Source organism: Nonomuraea turkmeniaca (assembly GCF_005889735.1).
In the GTDB taxonomy this organism is placed as follows: domain Bacteria; phylum Actinomycetota; class Actinomycetes; order Streptosporangiales; family Streptosporangiaceae; genus Nonomuraea; species Nonomuraea turkmeniaca.
The window spans coordinates 55,875-72,446 of sequence record NZ_VCKY01000014.1 but is presented as its reverse complement, the minus strand read 5'-3'; the positions used below and the strand labels follow the sequence as shown (position 1 = coordinate 72,446).

Sequence of the window (16,572 nt, the reverse complement as noted above, 5' to 3'; positions counted from 1 at the left end):
CGACCCTTGTGAAGCACGGGTACACCAACAGCACGGTCGGCGACGACGCCCTGGTCGTGAAGTGCTACCAGGGCCCTGACGCGGCGTTCAGGCTGCGCACGGAGAGCAGATACCTGCGCCGGCTACGCGGCCGCGTCCCGGTCCCGCGCGTTCACCAGATCACCGAGACGAGCCTGACCACCCGCTTCGTCTCCGGCGCCCACGGCCAGGACCTCCTGGACGAGGGCCGGGCGGTGGAGGTGCTCACGGAGTGCGGCCGGGTCCTGGGCGGCATCCACAGGCTGGGCATCGTGCACGGCGACTTCGGCCCGCAGAACATGTTGTTCGACCCGGCCACGTTCAGGACGACCGCGATCCTGGACTGGGAGTGGGCCCATCCGGGGCTGCCGGTCGAGGACCTCGCGTGGTGCGAGTGGATCATCCGCAGCCACCACCCCGAGCATGTGCCGCTGCTCCGGCATTTCTTCGCCGCCTACGACGGCCCCGTCCCCGGCTGGTCGGAGCGCCAGGCGGCCATGCTGGCCCGCTGCCGGGACCTGCTCGACTTCTGCGCCCGCTGGGAGCCGGGCGGGGGCGGCGAGAAGCTCTGGCACCGCCGCCTCGACACCACGGCCTCCTGGAGCGAATGATCACTGGCGGGCGGCGATCGACTGGTTGCTGACCGGCGACGAGCCGGGCATTCGCGGCCAGACCCGCCGCGACCTGCTCGGGGAGCCCGCGGGCGAGGACGCCCGCGCCCCCGCGCCGCCTGTGACGGATCTGTCGGTGGTGTTTGCTTGACTCGGGGTCATGGCTGAGCACACGATCCTTGTTCTCGGCGCGACCGGCACCACCGGCCGGCGCGTGACCGGCCTGCTGCGTGCCTCCGGGCACGCCGTGCTCAGGGCGTCCAGGAGCGGCGAGACCACCTTCGACTGGTCCCGCCCGGACACCTGGGAGCCCGCGGTGGCCGGCGTTTCCCGCATCTACCTCATGGCTCCCGACGGCACGCCGGTCGCCCCGGAGTTCGTGTCGCTGGCCGTCGAGCGGGGCGTCCGGCGCATCGTGCTGCTGTCCAGCGGGGCCATCGAGGCCATGGGCGACGAGCGCCTGATGTCCGCCGAGCGCACGGTGCGCGACTCGGGCGCTGAGTGGACGGTCCTGCGGCCGAGCTGGTTCGACCAGAACTTCGACGAGGGGTTCTTGCAGCCCGCGATCATGGCGGGCGAGGTGGTGGTGCCGATGGGCGAGGCGCGGCAGGCGTTCGTGGACGCCGGCGACATCGCGGCCGTCGCCGCCGCCGCGCTCACGGAGGACGGCCACGCGGGGCGGAGCTACGAGGTCACGGGGCCGCGCTCGCTGACGTTCGGGGAGGCCGTGGAGGTCATCGCACGGGCGGCCGGCCGCGAGGTCCGCTACCGGGGCGGCGACGAGGACTACCTGGCGGCGATGGACATCTCGGAGCAGGCGATGGGCGAGGTCAAGGCGTTCGCCGCGCTTCGCGACCTCGGCGACCAGCCGGTCTCCGAGACCGTGCGCCAGGTGACGGGCCGCCCGCCGAAACCCTTCGAAACCTACGCCACGAAGGCCGCCGCCCAGGGCGCCTGGCGCCCTGGCGGGTCACCTCCCTGAGTAGCCGCGTTCCGTAGCGCCGCCCCAGAGTGAGCGCGACGGACATTCAGCGGTAGCAGTCGATCAGCCGGGCCAGATGCCTGCCCGCAAGGTGCAAGGGTGTCTCGCTCTGCGACACCTGGGCAGACATCTCCGCCCCTTCGAGCGTGTTGATCACCGTGTGCGCGAGGTCGCGCGCGACGTCCTCGGAGAAGCCCGAACGGCGGAGCTTGTCGCTGACCAAGCCCCGCCAGTTCGCGAAGGCCTCCTCGGAGGCGCTTTGGATGCCCGGCACGCGACCGACGCTCTCCAGGGCCATGGTGGTGATGGGGCACCCGTCCAGCCATCCGGAGTCGCGTAGACCCACGGCCAGCTCGCCGGCGCATTCGATGATCGCCGCAGCGGGGTCGTCCACCCGGTCCAAGCAGGCGCGCAGGAGCTCGGCGAACTCCCTGTCCCCATGTTGGACGGCTGCGACGGCCAGCTCCGTCTTGCCTCCTGGGAAGAAGTGGTAGACGGAGCCCAGGGTGGCCTCGGCCTCCTGGGAGATCTGCTTCAGGCCGGTCGCCTCGTAGCCCTGCCGCTGCATCAGGCGGGATGTGGCTCGGACGATCCGTTCCCTGGTGCCGATCTCGTGCTTGGTCCTCATGGCGTCATCCTACTGAATAGAGCGTTCGTTCTAGTGATGTGCTAGGGTCCTCGCTAAATAGAGCGTTCGTTTTAGTCAGTGGAGGAATCTATGACTGCCACGTCGGTGACCGTCATCGGTCTCGGCCCCATGGGCCACGCCATGGCCGGCACCTACCTGGACAAGGGCTACGAGGTCACCCTGTGGAATCGCACGCCGGCCAAGGCCGACGGGCTGGTGGCCCGCGGTGCTCACCGGGCGGACACGGTAGAGGCCGCGCTCAAGGCCAACGACCTGGTGGTGCTGAGCCTGACCGACTATGCCGCCGTGTACGCCATCCTGGAGCAGGCTCCCGCGGCCCTGGCCGGCCGTACCATCGCCAACCTCACCTCCGACACCCCCACCCAGGCTCGCGAGGCGGCGGAGTGGACGGCCGCCCGCGGCGCCGTGCAGATCACCGGCGGCGTACAGGTGCCGCCCCCGGCCATCGGCACTCCAGAGGCCGTGACGTACTACAGCGGCCCCAAGGAGGCGATCGAGACCCACCGGGCCGCCCTTGAGGTCCTGACCGGGATCGACTACCTCGGCGAGGACCCGGGCCTGGCGGCGCTGTTCTACCAGATCGGGATCGACATGTTCTGGACCGGTTTGGTCGGCTATCTGCACGGCCAGGCGGTGGCACAAGCCAACGGCATCTCGGCGCAGCAGTTCCTTCCTCACGCCGTGAAGACCATGGATTTCCGGTACTTCCTGGAGTTCTACGCCCCGCGCATCGACGCCGGCAACCATGAGGGCGACGTGGACACCCTGGCCATGGGAGCGGCCAGCCTCGAGCACGTGATGCACACCGCGCGGGCGTCCGGGGTGGACAGCTCTCTCCCTGCGGCCGTCCTGGACCTCTTCCGTCGCGGCATCGCCGCCGGCCACGGCCAGGACAGCCTCACCAGCCTGGCCAAGGTGCTCAAGCCGTAACCCCGCGAACCGTCACCGTGCTCGGCCGGCACCAGGCGTCGTGACCGCCGGCGCGGCCGCGCATGGAGCGACCCCCGGGAAATGCCCTAAATCCCGGGGGTCTGTGAGCCGTCATGTCGTGGCACCAGCGCCGTTTAAGAGCGAAGGTCAAACGTTACGATGTCGCGCTCTGCCATTAAGCCATGGGCGCACGTGGAGCACCCAGCGGGAGTCGAACCCGCATCTCGACAATCACTGCCTTCACCCGATCGATCTGGTATCCGACGGCAATGCTGAATCTGGAGCGAGAGTCTGAGACTGATCGGCTGCCTCTACCATCTGGGCTACCCCGGCCCGCAGTGCCGGGGGAAGGGATCGAACCTCCGCTGTCACCGTTGTTCAGGCTGAGCTTCATCTTCAGCTTGCGCTCCTTGCGCACCCGCCCACTTGGGGCGGGGGTCTTCGCAGGCTACCCGAGCAGGTAGCCGAACAGGGCGTCGCCGATCCGCCGGTCAGCGACCTCGACGCTGTTGGCCTCCTCGCGGGCGTACTTCACCGCATCCTGAAGCTTGGTCAGCCGATCCAGCAGCTCGTTGACGCGCCGCTGCGGGACAGCGCCGGAGAAGGCGATCTTCGTCCAGTAGCCCACCACCACGTCTTCGGTGAACACTTGCACCTGCGCCGGGTGATGCTCGGTCGCCTCCGCGAGCACGTGGTTGCGTGGCACCTTCTTGGTGCGGGTGGTCTTGACCGGTTCGGTGCGCCACGTGTCGGTGTTCTCGTCCCGCGTCCATGTCTCGGACGGGTCCAGCGTGGGCAGCTTCGAGATCAGCGTGCGCAGGTCGACGAGTTGCTTCTCCAGGAACAGCAGGTACGTGACCGGGACGCCTTCCAGGAGAACTCGCCCGTCTACGACGACGTCGGCCTTGGCCGAGCAGTTCGCGACGTCCTTGGTGGCGGTCACGTCGAACAGCCGCGTCAGGGCGTCCGCCGCGTCCTTGACGGCGTCCTCGACCTTCACCTGCACCCTGGTCGACTCCGGCGGCAGTTGCTCTCCCTCGTCGTCGATCGGCTGGTAGGTGCGCGAGATGCCCGACAGCAGAGGCGCCTTCTGCACCGTGTGGTAGACGTCGGTCACCTTGCGCTGGACATCGGCCTTGACGCCCTTCTCGACGGCGAGGATCTGGTTGAGCTTGGTCACGGCACGAACCTAGCGTCCTACCGTGCCGCACAACACCGAATATTGGGGCGAATCAGGCTCATCTGCTATGAGCCGCCTCCAGCTGCGGGAGTTCGGTGACCGCTTCCTTATCAGCACGATCACCGGGTGCGTAGTAGGGCTCGATACGGAGTGAGGCAGGCGGGCAATGTTCGGTGTCGCTGCCGTCGGACGCGCGGTATCAGCTCAATCACCACGCTGCCGCTGGCAAGGACCGGTCAATAGGCTCCCGACATGCCTCTCACCTTTACTGCTCGCATGGCAGGGGTCGATGAAGACCTTGAGCTTGAGTGTCTGTCGGCCGGCATCTGCCGATCTGCGGGTGGTCTCTGCCGTTCGCCCCGAGCTCTCGTCGAGCCTGCGCCCGATGCGTGGCCTTGCTGGTGTCTTCAGCTCGACCTCCGCACATGGCCGCACCCAACCGGTTGATCAACCCACAGCCGCACTGTCCCCGCCCCCGATAGCTGCCCGATTGTGTGCCCCGACCGAGGCGTCAAGTCCATCGTCACGCCGATCGGTCTCGGCCCCTTCCACCTGGCCGGACGCCAGTGCGGAAGGACGGAATCGACGCCGACCGAGGGACACAGACAAATGCGGTATCGGGGTGAGGTACGACCTCAGCCCGCGCACCCGGATGACGGACTCCCACAATCGGCATAACCCACATTCGATAAAATAAGTGGGAATTCCTCCCTGGTCCCGCCAAACTGATCACGAACCAGTGAGGAGATTACTTACATGCCGAACCAGCCCGCACCGAACCTGCTGTCGTGGGCCAGCGAGATCGACGAAGGCGCGATCACGCAGGCCGCACGCGCTGCCCGCCTGCCGTTCGTTTCCGGCCACGTCGCTCTCATGCCCGACGCACACGTCGGCATCGGTGCGACGGTCGGCTCGGTAATCCCCACTAAAAACGCGATCATTCCCGCCGCCGTCGGCGTGGATATCGGTTGCGGCATGGTGGCCACGGAAACGACGCTCACGGCCGCGGATCTGCCCGACACCCTCGCGGCCCTGATGCCGATGGTGGAGCACCGCATCCCCGCCGGCGTCGGCAAGGGCCACGACGACCCGTCGATCGACCGCACCCTCAGCGACCTCGGCCTGCCCTACACCGACCTCAACCCGAAGCAGACCAAGAAGGTGGCCGAGCAGTTCGGCACCCTCGGCTCCGGCAACCATTTCGTCGAGGTCTGCCTCGACGAGCGTGACCACGTCTGGACGGTCCTGCACTCGGGTTCCCGCGGCATCGGCAACCAGCTCGCCCAGATGCACATCACGGGCGCCAAGAAGCTGATGAAGAAGCAGGAGGTGGGCCTGGAGGATCCGGACCTCGCGTACCTCGTGCAGAGCACGCCGGAGTTCACCGCGTACATCGAGGACATGCTGTGGGCCCAGCACTACGCCATGGCCTCGCGCGCCCGCATGGACAAGGTACTGATCAACGCCCTGTTCAAGGTCGTCGGCAAGGGCCAGCGCGTCCGCACCATTAACTGCCACCACAACTTCACCCAGCAGGAAACCCACTACGGCAAGTCCCTCTGGATCACCCGCAAGGGAGCCATCAAGGCTGACAGGGGCGATGAAGGCGTGATCCCGGGCTCGATGGGTACTCGCTCGTACATCGTGCGGGGTCGTGGAAACCCGGAGTCGTACAACTCTTGCTCCCACGGTGCGGGCCGTCGTATGTCCCGCACGAAGGCGAAGCGAGAGCTTTCAGCTACTTCCTTGACCGAGGCCATGAGCGGTCGAACCTGGAACAGCGATCGGGCTGCCGCCTTGGTGGATGAACACCCTGAGGCGTACAAGCCGATCGATCAGGTAATGGCCGACCAGAAGGACCTGGTCGAGGTCCAGCACACCTTGCGCCAGATCTTCAACTACAAGGGTTAACCCCAACGGGGATGTCTCGCGAACACCAGCGAAGCGACGCTGGGCACGAGGCATCCCCTAGATCTGGGTGATCTCCGGCGTAGGTCTCAGGTACCTGAGGGATCAGGCGGGCCTGACCATGCCGCAGAGCATGAGGTATGCCTACGACTATCTCGTCTACTTCCCGCGAGTTTCGGAGCTCTCACGGAACAGCAACGGAACATGAGATCTCACCTGTCAGGAGGCCAGGCCTGACCAACTCGCAGGTTCATCGGGCGCAGCCGGCTCAGCTCTTGGAAGAACTCGAGTTCACCGATCTCGTACGGAGCAAACTCGCTGAGATCCAACTGAGCGTAGGTAAGGAAGCCGTACTGATCCTCGTACTCCGGCTCTTCCGCGTCGTAAGCGATCACTGTGCCGTTGGCGTAGGCCTCGACTTGCACGTGGGCGTAACCCTCTTCATCGAGGGCCAGGTACGACGTCGACGTCCCCCAACTCGCATATTGATCGCCCCGGTCCTCATCCCATCGTCGCCGGAAGTACCGCATTTGAGCAGTGTCCTCTCAGCACTCGCGTTACTCTGCCAGGTGATGAGGAGATCCTTGTGAGTGCAGAAGCATGGCCCCTGCTGCGACCGCAGCTCGCGCTCGGGCAGAGGCTGCAAGGAACCGTGCTTCCCGCTCCATGGCCCACCGGACCCGGCCACGCGTGATCGTGCGAGGCGATGAAGTGCTGTACAGCACTTCATCGCTTGGCACCCATCAGCGACCCCGTGGGCATTGCTGTGTTCTGGTGAACCCGGCTCGCACGAAGATCAGCCGCCTTCCCCTGCGGTGATTTAGCACTGCCACAGGAAGCGCCCCTCCTGCTCGTCGGGGCTGAGGAAGCCGTAACCCGCCCCGCTTTCGGCGAACAATGTGTCGTACATGCCGTTCTCGGAGTTGCGGAGCTGGAAGAAGTACGTCCATACGCCCGCTGGATACTCCTCGTCCTGCCACCAGGTAGGAGTGCCGAGCATTTGAGACCCCCACCGCGGGGCTGTCGACTGCTCGATCTCCTCCAGGTCGACGAACAACTCGTTCACGAGGCTCTCGCCGGTGGCGGCGCCGACTGCCTGCACGAAGGGCGGAATCCGGCCCGGTTGCACGATGAGCGCGTTCTCCCCGCCTTCCGGGCTCCACGATTCCTCGGATTCGTTGTCCATGAACAGGTAAGCCATCCGGATCTGCCGGCCGGGCAACCGGAACTGCCCGATGAACCCCATGAGACGCTCATGCCGCCAGCAGCGCGGCCACTGCGGTTTTTCCAGCCAAACGGGCTGACCACCGAGTTTGGTCCAGTACTCGTCGATCGCCTCGTCCGCGTGAGAGAAAATCATCTTGTACGCGAGGTCATCACCGTCGATCACCGAGGCATCCTATGGCGACACTCCGACTTGGTTGACTATAGAAGTGTCGACTGGCCTTAGGAGCGCAGACCTAGTTCAGCAGTGACGTGAAGCCGCATCTGCACCTCGGCACGCTCTCGCCGGGCCTGCACGGCAGGCACCAGCTCGTCGAAGTCCGCCCAGAACTCCGTCCACCCGGCCGTCTTCATCCCGAAGACCTGCCCGGGATCGACCGGACGCTTGTGGTGCTGGAACCCGACAGGCACGGCCTGCTCCAGCTTTCCCCGCAGGCAGGCCAGGTTGTCCAGGAATTGTGAAGTCCAGCTGCTGCATCGCCTGCGGGTCGGCCGTGTCCGGCTCGGCCCACATCCTGATCGGATACCGGGTCTCGTGGTACGTCATGTCGTGTCGCCTCCTTCCGGAGCGCTGAACTCGATCTACCTGGCCAGAGCTCCCATACCCGCCGCGACCTGATCAGTGCCGGTTGCCGTACTGCTCGGTGTTGGCCGGCTCCACCAGCAGGACGTGCGCGGGCTCGTCCGCCACCGGCCGGTGCCGCAGCCCTTTCAGCACGACGAAGACGTCGCCCGCGACCATGGTGACGGGGTCGTTTCCCTCGATCTCGATCCTGAACGTGCCGTCCCAGCACAGGAACAGCTCGTCCTCGTCTGATCGTGCCAGGGGAACTCGCCGTGCAACTGGGCCAGCCGCACCACGGCGTCGTTCGCCCGCGCCAGCTCCCGTTGCTGGAACGGTCCTGGCAGGGTACGGATGACCTGCGGGATCGACACTGCGGCAGGCGTTTCGAGCTTCATGACGTTCTCCTTCTCGAATATCCAGGACCCATGCAATCGGCGTTGGCGCCCCCTTCCCAGAGCCAATCTTTCAAAATTGGACTCACTATCGAACCAATCAAGATGACGTCTTCGCCAGGACCTCTTGCTTGACCGGCGCCTGTGGCCTGCCGGGCAGGAGGGGGATGGCGACCAGGACGATCGCGACCGCGGCCACGGCGAGCCAGGCGACGCCGTGGAAGCCGGAGATGGGGTCGCCCGCGTTCTGCAGGATGAGTGTGACCACGGCCACGCCGAGTGCGGCGCCGAGCTGGTTGAGCATGTAGAGCACTGAGCTGCCCTGCGCCACCATGGGCCCCGGCAGTGTGCGATAGAGCGATCCCATGGTGGGCGCACTGAAGCAGCCGCTGCCCAGGCCGAGCGCGAAGGCCGCCAGCGCCGGCCACACCTCGGCGGTATCCGGGCCGATCCAGGTGAAGGTCAGCCCGCTCGCCACCGCCGCGGCCGCGCCGCCGGCGGCCAGCCCGCGGGCGCCGACCCGGTCGGACATCCGCCCGGCCAGCGGCATCGCGACTGCGCCGCCGAGCCCAAGCGGGGCCATCAGCAGCCCGGCGGCGAGCACGCCGTGGCCGTGCACCTGCTGGTAGTACAGGGGCAGCGCGAAAAGGACGGCGAAGAGCGACAGCCCGCCCAGCCCCATGATCGTGACGCTCGCGCTGAATCCCCGGTTGGCGAACAACCGCAGGTCGATCAGAGGTGACACGCTTCTCCGGCCACGCCGCTGCGCGTGGACCGCGTACCCGAGCAACACCGCGACGCCCGCGCCCAGAGGGAGCAGCACCTGCCAGGCGGCGAACGCCCCCTGCTCGGCCGCCTGCGACAGGGCCAGCACGACGGCCGCGAAGCCGGGCCCGAGCAGCGCCAGCCCCACCACGTCGAGCCCCGCCCGCTGCGCCTCCGCGTGCCCGTCGGCCGGGATCACACGTTGGGCCAGCACGTACGCGACCGCGCCGACGGGCACACTGAGCAGGAACATCCACCGCCACGGCAGGCTGTCGAGCACGGCTCCGCCCGCGATCGGGCCGAGCACGGGACCGAGGGACAACACCACGCCCATCAGTCCCATCACCCGCCCGGCGCGGTGCGGTCCAGCGGCGCGGGCCAGGAGGATCAGCACCAGCGGATCGAGCAGCCCGGCCCCGAACCCCTGCAGGACGCGGAAGGCGATGAGGCTGCCGACGTTCCAGGCCAGTCCGGCGCCGAGCGAGCCGGCCAGGAACACCAGCAGCCCGGCCAGCCACAGCCGTTTGCCGCCGAATCGGTCGACGGCCCAGGTGGTGAACGGGATGGTGGCCGTGACGGCCAGCAGGAACCCGGTGGACGTCCAGCCGATCGTGCTCAGCGACGTGCCGAAGGCCCCGGCCAGCGTGTCGGCGGCGACGGCGGCCATCGTGCTGTTGAGGATGCCCAGCAGCCCGCCGAGCAGCACGACGAAGATCACTCCGAGGAGACGTCCGTCCATGCGGTCATTTGAACTCATTGGTTCAACTTAATTGCCACATCCGTTCTTATACAACCTTGAGGTCCATGTATTTGAACCCATAAGTACAATCAGAGGCATGAGCAGCAGTGGCACGACCTCGCGTGGCCGAATCGACAAGCGGCAGGCGATCCTGGAGGGCGCGTTCACCGTGTTCGCCCGCCAGGGTTACGCCCAGGCCTGCGTGCAAGAGATCGCCAACGAGGCCGGCGTGGCCAAGCCGACGGTCTACAACCACCTGACCGACAAGGCCACACTGTTCAAGCACGCGATGGAGGCCGGCGCGCGGACCGCGCTCGACGACCGCCTCGCCGCCCTGGAGCCGCTGGCGAACCCGGCCGAGGACCTGCGCGCCTCTCTGGAGGACGTCGCCCACGCGCTGTTGCGCCTGCACACCAACGAGCGCTCGTGCGCGTTGCGCCGCCTCCTCTACTCGGAGGTCACGAGGTTCCCCGACATTCTCGACATCGTCGTGGAGAGCGGGCCCGACCGGCTCAACCAGGCCCTGGCCGACCGGCTGGCCAGGCTCACACTCGCAGGCCGCCTGCGGGCCACCGACCCCGATCTGGCGGCCGAGCAGCTCATGGCCCTGCTCCTCGGCCCCCTGGAGGCCCGCTCCCAACTGGGCACCCGGACGCTCGAGGACACGGAACTCCGCGAGGTGGCAGAGGCCGCGGTGCGGACGTTCCTCCACGCTTGGGGACCCGACACGCGTGAGCGATCATGACGACAAGACCACTTGTCGATGGTAGACAAGAGATATAGTCTGCCGCGTGTGGTGGAACGAGACGAGTACGCGGCCATCCGCGATCGGATCATCGGGCTCTCCCACCTCCATGGCTTGCGCTGCGACTGGGCGGAAACGACGCAGCGGCAGCGATTCCTCTTGCTATGGGATGCCGAGGGCCGCGTGGCGGCCCGTGCGATCGTCCCGCTGTACCCTCGGGAGACCCCGCGGCTGGTGGACTCCCTCGAACAAGGGCTCGCGCACCTGTTCGGCGACGACTGGCTAGAGGACTGACGACCTGGGTTGGAGAAACCGATGACCCCCGCAGACCGCGTCGACGTCCACGTCACCATGGCTGGCAACTTGTGGCTCGCCCAGGTGGACGGCGTGGCCGGCGGCATGTCGGCACGTACGCTGAAGGAACTCCAGGGGGATGTCGCCGCGGGGCTGCCGTTCCTGTTCGCCGATCGCGCCCAGCCGCCGACCCCCGTCTACCACTACACGCTGCCCGGCCTGTCCGAGCAGGACCTCGACGACTTCGCCGCACTCCAGCGCCAGGCCGCCGCCATCGCCGAGGACTACACGCGCACGCTCAAGAAACGGGTCAAGCACATGCACGAGCTGGGCCTGTCGGACGGGGACATCGGGGAGCTGCTCGGGCTCACCAAACAACGCATCCAGCAGATCCGCACCAACGCCAACGACGAAGCCCGCCAGACCGGATAGGTCTGGCGGGCTCTTCCCGGCGGGCGGTCACCGCTTGTTCGCTGACGACCGGCTTACAGCCGGTCGGTCACGGCTTGTCGTCGGTCCAGCCGGCCTCCAGCACCGCGGTGGAGATGAACACCTCGCCCGGCTCGAAGCCCGCCTGCAACCCGCCGGGCTTCACCACGACGTACTCGTTGGCGAGGGCCCGGCCGGTCGACTCGTCGAAGATCAGCCGGTTCTCGAGGACAGCGCCGCCCTTGACGCGCTCCTCGATCGAGACGGCCGTGCCCTGGCGGCCTTCGGCGTCGGTGAGGTTCTCGACGACCTTGACGGTGTCGAGCTCGGCCAGCATGCGGAACGCCGCACCCCGCACCCGCGGCGTCACCGGCATGTCCGTGATCAGGCCCGCGCTGACCTTGAACAACCAGACGTCGGAGGCCATCGGGCTCGAGGACTCCGTGTCATGCCCCTCGTACGACCGCAGCAGCCACTTCTTGAGGTCGTCCGGGTCGCTCGGCAACCCGCGCAGATCCTTCATCGTCACGTTCCGGCCCAGCCAGAACACCTTGTCCCCGTCCACCAGAGGGCTGCGGCTGGTCCGCATCTTGCCCGGTGCCGTCTCGGTCTCCAGAGCCAGCGAACCACGCTTGCCCGGCTCTGCGACCTCGACCTTCTCCGGCGACCCTGCCGCCTCCCACGCCTTCCTGTCCTCCTCGGAGGCCGGGCGAGCTCCCAGCGACTGGCTGCGGCTCCACTGCTCGCCGCCGGTGGCGCTGGGCGTCCACATCTCGTGCCGGCTCTCCTGCACCATGTCGTAGCCGCCCTTCGCCACGGTGAACAGCGACCGGCTCACCGACGCCGTGTGCCAGTAGTCGCCGGTGCGCTCCGTCTGCCGGTCGGCCTTCGCGGCGGCGGCCAGCAGCACGTCCCGCGCCGACAACGTGACCCGCGGCGCGGCAGTGCCCTCCGGGTTCGCCGTCGAACGGGTGCCGCCCGGGGTGGTGGCGACCAGGCCGCCACCGTCCGGCGCCCGCGGGGTCGGCGCGGCCCCGTTCCCCGCCATCACCAGGACCACCGCGGTCACGGCCGCCGCGGCCCCCGCCAGCCCGAGCCTCCACACCGGCCGCACGACCTTGCGCCGCCGCCGCTGCGCCTGCCTCGGCCGGGACATGGCATAGGACAGCTCGGCGGCTCTGGTGCGCTCGTCCACCGGACGGTCGCCGAGGTGAGCGGGCCGAGCGGCCCGAAGCTCGTCGATCGGGTTCATGACAACTCCTCGGTGTAGTTCCGGACGTGAGGCAGGGGCGGCCGCGCCGCCTGGCCGCGGTCCCGCACGTAAACCGGCGCCTGGCCCTCGATGTCGTCCATCGCCTGCTTGAGCCGCTTACGAGCTCGATGCAGGCGGACCCGGTACGCCGCGGACGAGCAGCCGATCACCTGGGCCACCTCCTTCGGCGACAACCCGTGCCACGCGACCAGCACGAGAATCTCCCGATCGTCCTCAGGCAACGCCGCCAGTGCCCGCAACACCCCGATCCGCTCGGTCACCTGATCGGCCACATCGCCCTCGGTCCAGGCCCGCAGCTCCGCGGCCAGCGCCTCCCTGCGCGCCTCGGCCCGTACGTTGTCGCGCAGGATGTTCCTGGCCACGCCGAGCAGCCACGGCAGAGCCGGCTCGGGCACGTCGTCGAGCCGCCGCCAGGCGATCGCGAACGTCTCGCTCACCACCTCGTCCGCGACCTGCCGTCCCGCGCGACTGACCACGTAGGCCCAGACGCGTTGCCGGCATTCGTCGTACATGCCGGTGAACCGGTCCGCATCATCCGCCACCGCCCAGCCCCTTCGCTCCGGATACGTTCTTCTGACACCAGGAAGTGGTCCGAACCCCCTCTTTGTTACGCACACCGGAAAAGGGGCTTCACCGACCCGCAGGCATGACGACCGGATCGTCGGCATCGACGAGAACAGGCAGGTCGACCAGCAGGACATCCCTCCTGCGCCGCGCTGTGCTGACCAGGTCCGGCTGGAAACCCTCCATCGAGAACAGGGCAAGGACCGCCGACCCGGCGTCATGCCCCTGCTCTGCCAGCAGCTCTTTGAGCCGGTCGAGACGATCGAGATCGGCCGTGCTCCGGCGGGTCACCGTCGCTTTGGCCTCCCCGATGAGACGGATCTCCGCTCTTCCCGCCCGCTTGTCCAGTGCCACGATGTCGATCTCGTGCTTCTGTCCTTTCCGATCGTTGACGACGGTTCCCGTCACCACGCCGGCGTGTCCTCGCAGTGCTGGGTCGGCCTGGCCCCGGAGCCACGCTCGGGCACAACTCTCGAAGTGAGGCCCCAGGATGCGCGCCACAAAGGTAGGTCGCGAACGCCGCCAGGCCTCCGCTGACTGCCCGGTCTCCACGAGATCGCGCTGCGGCACCGTAACCAGGTTGTGAAAACGCACGATGGGATCGACGATCGTGATCACCGGCCGCCTCTCCCAGAGTGGATCGGTGTCGTGCCTCAGGTAGCCAGCGCTCACCAGCGCGTCGATGGGGCGGGTCAGCGACGAGCGCGGCTGCTCCAGCAACCCACCGATCTTCGCCGGGCTGGTGGCGCCGTTCGCGACCGCGTTGATGATCGCGTAGTGCAGGGCGCTCCCTGTGAACTTGGGATCCTCACGCAGCAGATACTCCGCCTCACTGCCGGAGAAGAGCGCCTGCCTTGGATCCAGCACGGTGGAGGATACCCAGTCGCCCACCTCGTCAGTGGTCTGCGGAGCATCCACATTGGCCAGATTGCGATAGCCCGGAGCTCCACCAAGGAGCGCATGCACCCGCAGGGCGGCGGCCGGGTCGCCGATTCCCCAGTAGCGCGCGGTTGTGGCCAGGTCGAAGGGACGCAGACGAAGATCGATCGCCGCCCGCCCGCGCAGCGCCTTCGTACCGGAGAGCAGATCGTTCATCACCGACATGGCCGATCCGCAGACGATCACTCGCCCACCCGTCGCGCCCTGGCCCGCCTGAGCCTGGTCGTAGAGCAGCTGGAGCAGGCCGGGTAGTTCCGGAGAGTGCGCCATCCAGTACGGCAATTCATCGATGACGAACACCCCTCGACGACGGGCCGTGAGCTCGATTGCGGTGGAGAGGAGCGACTCCCAGCTCGCATCCGCTACCAGCTCTGGGCCGATGCCCGCGTAGCGCGCGATCTCGGAGGCCAACCGGCGACGCGCCGCTACAACGCCCTCCTCCGCGACAGCGGAGACATAGAGGCCGTCAGAGACCTCGGCGAGCGCTCGAATCAGAAAGCTCTTCCCGACGCGACGCCGCCCCGACACGATGCCGAGCCGGAGGCGAGGATCCCGACGCTGAACGAACTGGGCAAGGGCTGCCCACTCAGTGTCGCGGGACAACACTCTCGATGGCTTCATCACCTAATTAGTATGCTTGGCGACATACAAATTAGCCAACATGCTCTCCCGGCGCCCTCGTTGCATCGCGTTGAGCGTGTCGCTGGACGCATGCAGGAAGCACCACTGCCGGGCGAGATCCTCGAAACGGGGGCGGCGCACGGCGACGGATCGGAGATCGTCTCTTTCGCGTGGCCCGCCGGTTTCCTGTGCCACGAGTGCGAGCATGAGGGTCTTGCCCTGACGCGACGCCCGTACAGGAGACCTAGGCCGGCGCCCGCGCCAATCTAACGGCCGAAGCTGCCCACCAGAGCCTCCACGCGGTCGCGCTTGGAGTACAGCTCCCAGAACCTCTCCGCGTAAACGTCCGGGTGGATGACCTCCGATTCGAAGCCGAGCGGCTCACGGGACGAGGCGATGGCCTGGTGCGGCACGCTGCCCTCGATCAGCGCGCCGACGTTGACCGCCCCGACGTAGACGCCCTTGTCGGCGAGCACGGTGTTGAGCGTGTGGAAGTAGTTGCGTAGCGCGGCCTGCGCCATGCCCACGTTCCCGAGGAACGGGACCGGATGGATGCCGGATTGCCCCGCCGTGAAGAGGATGCCGCCGTCGCCCCGTTCGATCATGTCGGGGAGCACCTGCCGCACCAGGGCGATCGCCGACAGCAGGAAACGATCCAGGATCAGCTGGGTGTTCTCGATGTCGACGTCGAGCGTCGGCACGATCCCCTCCCCCATGTCGCCACCACCAGGGCTGAACTCCGCGACGTCGATCCGCCCGTACGCGTCCTTGATCGCCGTCACGGCGTTCGCGATCTGGTCGCGGTCGTAGACGTCGGCGGTGAAGCCGGTCGCCTCGATGCCGTCGCGGGCGAGTTCGGCGACGAGGTGATCGAGGTTCTTCCTGGTACGTGCGACGAGTGCGACGCGGAAGCCCTCGCGGCCGAAGCGTCGGGCGACGGACAGGCCCAGGACTGGGCCGGCACCGAAGATGGCGAGCGTTGTGGGCATGACGACTCCTTAATCGATCCAGCTAAGTTGACTATTCCATCAACTTTCAGCTCCTGCAGAGTGCCACAACTTGGGACCGTTCTCAACTTCGGTACGATGGGCGCATGCCGACGCACGCCAAGCCCCTACGCAGAGACGCGCAGCGAAACCGGGACCTGCTGGTGGCCGCCGCCCGCGACCTGTTCGCCACCCGAGGCCTGGACGTCGCCCTCGACGAGGTCGCGCGTACGGCCGGGGTGAGCAGCGGCACCCTCTACAACCGCTTCCCGAGCCGCAACGACCTCATCGACGCCGTCTTCGCCGATCGGACGGCCACGGTGGCGCGGATCGCGGAGCATGCCCTGGAGATGGCGGATCCATGGGACGGGCTGGTGCACTTCCTGGAGCGGGTCTGTGAGCTGCAGGCCGCCGACCGGGGCTACAACGACCTCGTCTCGCGCCGGGTCCCGCAGGTCGCGCCGCCTTCGGAGGACCACGCGCGGGGGTATGAGCTGATGCAGCGGATCCTGGCGCGGGCCCGGGAGGCCGGGGCGTTGCGCGAGGACTGCACGCTCGAGGACATGGCGTTCGTCACCTGGGGCATCGCCCGTACGGTCGAGGCCACGGGGGCGGTGCGGCCGCAGGCTTGGCGGCGGCATTTGGCCCTGCTGCTGGACGGGTTCCGGGCGGCGGCGGCTCATCCGCTGCCTGAGCCGCCTGTGCGGCCGGAGGAGCTCGTACGCATCATGCGGGAGTGTTCGCCCTAGGGTGCCCGA

Annotated in this window: 20 protein-coding genes; 9 read left to right on the top strand and 11 right to left on the bottom strand. The window is 67.6% G+C overall.

Annotated elements, in window-relative coordinates; all coding sequences use genetic code 11:
- Positions 1 to 8 precede the first annotated feature (8 nt).
- From ETD86_RS06445 to ETD86_RS06440, 3 genes are read left to right on the top strand one after another with little or no spacing between them, the layout of a single operon-like run.
- Positions 9 to 629, top strand: a complete 621-nt coding sequence (locus ETD86_RS06445; RefSeq protein ID WP_138665174.1) for a phosphotransferase — start codon at positions 9 to 11, stop codon at positions 627 to 629.
- Between the two features lie 25 nt (positions 630 to 654).
- On the top strand, positions 655 to 780 hold the full coding sequence (locus tag ETD86_RS59000) for a hypothetical protein (protein WP_281286880.1): 126 nt from the start codon (positions 655 to 657) through the stop codon (positions 778 to 780).
- A gap of 9 nt (positions 781 to 789) precedes the next feature.
- A complete protein-coding gene (locus tag ETD86_RS06440) occupies positions 790 to 1,611 on the top strand; it encodes an NAD(P)H-binding protein (protein WP_138665173.1) in 822 nt (273 codons plus the stop codon).
- Between the two features lie 46 nt (positions 1,612 to 1,657).
- Here the strand turns inward: ETD86_RS06440 and ETD86_RS06435 are convergent, their stop codons facing one another.
- On the bottom strand, positions 1,658 to 2,239 hold the full coding sequence (locus ETD86_RS06435; RefSeq protein ID WP_138665172.1) for a TetR/AcrR family transcriptional regulator: 582 nt from the start codon (positions 2,237 to 2,239) through the stop codon (positions 1,658 to 1,660).
- Between the two features lie 90 nt (positions 2,240 to 2,329).
- Here ETD86_RS06435 and ETD86_RS06430 point away from each other — a divergent pair, with 90 nt between their 5' ends.
- On the top strand, positions 2,330 to 3,190 hold the full coding sequence (locus tag ETD86_RS06430; RefSeq protein WP_138665171.1) for an NAD(P)-dependent oxidoreductase: 861 nt from the start codon (positions 2,330 to 2,332) through the stop codon (positions 3,188 to 3,190).
- Between the two features lie 448 nt (positions 3,191 to 3,638).
- On the opposite strand, the gene ETD86_RS06425 is transcribed toward ETD86_RS06430, so the two are convergent.
- A complete protein-coding gene (locus tag ETD86_RS06425) occupies positions 3,639 to 4,370 on the bottom strand; it encodes a DUF7873 family protein (RefSeq protein WP_138665170.1) in 732 nt (243 codons plus the stop codon).
- A 756-nt stretch (positions 4,371 to 5,126) separates the two neighbouring features.
- Here ETD86_RS06425 and ETD86_RS06420 point away from each other — a divergent pair.
- Positions 5,127 to 6,281, top strand: coding sequence for an RtcB family protein (locus ETD86_RS06420; protein WP_138665169.1), 1,155 nt, complete (start codon positions 5,127 to 5,129; stop codon positions 6,279 to 6,281).
- A gap of 209 nt (positions 6,282 to 6,490) precedes the next feature.
- Here the strand turns inward: ETD86_RS06420 and ETD86_RS06415 are convergent, their stop codons facing one another.
- The 5 genes from ETD86_RS06415 to ETD86_RS06395 all read right to left on the bottom strand — a co-directional run bounded on the left by ETD86_RS06415 (position 6,491) and on the right by ETD86_RS06395 (position 9,963).
- A complete protein-coding gene (locus ETD86_RS06415) occupies positions 6,491 to 6,808 on the bottom strand; it encodes a hypothetical protein (RefSeq protein ID WP_138665168.1) in 318 nt (105 codons plus the stop codon).
- A gap of 290 nt (positions 6,809 to 7,098) precedes the next feature.
- Positions 7,099 to 7,668: a hypothetical protein gene (locus ETD86_RS06410; protein ID WP_138665167.1), complete on the bottom strand. Its 570-nt coding sequence runs from the start codon at positions 7,666 to 7,668 to the stop codon at positions 7,099 to 7,101.
- Positions 7,669 to 7,724: 56 nt separating this feature from the next.
- The gene (locus ETD86_RS56700) at positions 7,725 to 7,913 is read right to left on the bottom strand and encodes a hypothetical protein (RefSeq protein WP_211369856.1); all 189 of its coding nucleotides are present in this window, start codon (positions 7,911 to 7,913) and stop codon (positions 7,725 to 7,727) included.
- A gap of 208 nt (positions 7,914 to 8,121) precedes the next feature.
- Positions 8,122 to 8,268 (bottom strand): cupin domain-containing protein, encoded by a 147-nt coding sequence (locus tag ETD86_RS57945; protein ID WP_246147696.1) that lies wholly within the window; start codon positions 8,266 to 8,268, stop codon positions 8,122 to 8,124.
- Positions 8,269 to 8,559: 291 nt separating this feature from the next.
- Positions 8,560 to 9,963 carry a DHA2 family efflux MFS transporter permease subunit gene (locus tag ETD86_RS06395; protein WP_246147691.1) on the bottom strand — a complete coding sequence of 468 codons (1,404 nt, stop codon included), beginning with the start codon at positions 9,961 to 9,963 and terminating at the stop codon, positions 8,560 to 8,562.
- A gap of 97 nt (positions 9,964 to 10,060) precedes the next feature.
- Here ETD86_RS06395 and ETD86_RS06390 point away from each other — a divergent pair, with 97 nt between their 5' ends.
- Genes ETD86_RS06390 through ETD86_RS06380 form a run of 3 tightly spaced genes read left to right on the top strand, consistent with a single transcriptional unit; the run spans position 10,061 to position 11,434 of the window.
- Positions 10,061 to 10,708, top strand: coding sequence for a TetR/AcrR family transcriptional regulator (locus ETD86_RS06390; RefSeq protein ID WP_138665165.1), 648 nt, complete (start codon positions 10,061 to 10,063; stop codon positions 10,706 to 10,708).
- A 48-nt stretch (positions 10,709 to 10,756) separates the two neighbouring features.
- On the top strand, positions 10,757 to 11,002 hold the full coding sequence (locus tag ETD86_RS06385) for a hypothetical protein (protein WP_138665164.1): 246 nt from the start codon (positions 10,757 to 10,759) through the stop codon (positions 11,000 to 11,002).
- A 21-nt stretch (positions 11,003 to 11,023) separates the two neighbouring features.
- Positions 11,024 to 11,434, top strand: a complete 411-nt coding sequence (locus ETD86_RS06380; protein WP_138665163.1) for a hypothetical protein — start codon at positions 11,024 to 11,026, stop codon at positions 11,432 to 11,434.
- Positions 11,435 to 11,501: 67 nt separating this feature from the next.
- Here the strand turns inward: ETD86_RS06380 and ETD86_RS06375 are convergent, their stop codons facing one another.
- The 4 genes from ETD86_RS06375 to ETD86_RS06360 all read right to left on the bottom strand — a co-directional run bounded on the left by ETD86_RS06375 (position 11,502) and on the right by ETD86_RS06360 (position 15,817).
- Positions 11,502 to 12,683 (bottom strand): CU044_5270 family protein, encoded by a 1,182-nt coding sequence (locus tag ETD86_RS06375; protein ID WP_138665162.1) that lies wholly within the window; start codon positions 12,681 to 12,683, stop codon positions 11,502 to 11,504.
- Positions 12,680 to 13,246, bottom strand: a complete 567-nt coding sequence (locus ETD86_RS06370) for an RNA polymerase sigma factor (protein ID WP_246147689.1) — start codon at positions 13,244 to 13,246, stop codon at positions 12,680 to 12,682. The genes ETD86_RS06375 and ETD86_RS06370 overlap by 4 nt, the downstream gene beginning before the upstream one ends.
- An 88-nt stretch (positions 13,247 to 13,334) precedes the next feature.
- Positions 13,335 to 14,828 carry an AAA family ATPase gene (locus ETD86_RS06365; protein ID WP_138665185.1) on the bottom strand — a complete coding sequence of 498 codons (1,494 nt, stop codon included), beginning with the start codon at positions 14,826 to 14,828 and terminating at the stop codon, positions 13,335 to 13,337.
- 266 nt (positions 14,829 to 15,094) lie between these two features.
- Entirely contained in the window at positions 15,095 to 15,817 is a 723-nt protein-coding gene (locus tag ETD86_RS06360) for an SDR family NAD(P)-dependent oxidoreductase (RefSeq protein ID WP_138665161.1), read from the bottom strand.
- A gap of 104 nt (positions 15,818 to 15,921) precedes the next feature.
- Between ETD86_RS06360 and ETD86_RS06355 the strand changes: the two genes are divergently transcribed.
- On the top strand, positions 15,922 to 16,563 hold the full coding sequence (locus ETD86_RS06355; RefSeq protein ID WP_138665160.1) for a TetR/AcrR family transcriptional regulator: 642 nt from the start codon (positions 15,922 to 15,924) through the stop codon (positions 16,561 to 16,563).
- Positions 16,564 to 16,572: the final 9 nt, after the last annotated feature.

Bases quoted from the DNA above. Each gene is read 5' to 3' on its own strand.
- ETD86_RS06440 (WP_138665173.1), top strand. From the start codon at position 790: ATGGCTGAGCACACGATCCTTGTTCTCGGCGCGACCGGCACCACCGGC.
- ETD86_RS06435 (WP_138665172.1), bottom strand. From the start codon at position 2,239: ATGAGGACCAAGCACGAGATCGGCACCAGGGAACGGATCGTCCGAGCC.
- ETD86_RS06430 (WP_138665171.1), top strand. From the start codon at position 2,330: ATGACTGCCACGTCGGTGACCGTCATCGGTCTCGGCCCCATGGGCCAC.
- ETD86_RS06420 (WP_138665169.1), top strand. From the start codon at position 5,127: ATGCCGAACCAGCCCGCACCGAACCTGCTGTCGTGGGCCAGCGAGATC.
- ETD86_RS06415 (WP_138665168.1), bottom strand. From the start codon at position 6,808: ATGCGGTACTTCCGGCGACGATGGGATGAGGACCGGGGCGATCAATAT.
- ETD86_RS06395 (WP_246147691.1), bottom strand. From the start codon at position 9,963: ATGGACGGACGTCTCCTCGGAGTGATCTTCGTCGTGCTGCTCGGCGGG.
- ETD86_RS06390 (WP_138665165.1), top strand. From the start codon at position 10,061: ATGAGCAGCAGTGGCACGACCTCGCGTGGCCGAATCGACAAGCGGCAG.
- ETD86_RS06380 (WP_138665163.1), top strand. From the start codon at position 11,024: ATGACCCCCGCAGACCGCGTCGACGTCCACGTCACCATGGCTGGCAAC.
- ETD86_RS06375 (WP_138665162.1), bottom strand. From the start codon at position 12,683: ATGAACCCGATCGACGAGCTTCGGGCCGCTCGGCCCGCTCACCTCGGC.
- ETD86_RS06365 (WP_138665185.1), bottom strand. From the start codon at position 14,828: ATGAAGCCATCGAGAGTGTTGTCCCGCGACACTGAGTGGGCAGCCCTT.
- ETD86_RS06360 (WP_138665161.1), bottom strand. From the start codon at position 15,817: ATGCCCACAACGCTCGCCATCTTCGGTGCCGGCCCAGTCCTGGGCCTG.
- ETD86_RS06355 (WP_138665160.1), top strand. From the start codon at position 15,922: ATGCCGACGCACGCCAAGCCCCTACGCAGAGACGCGCAGCGAAACCGG.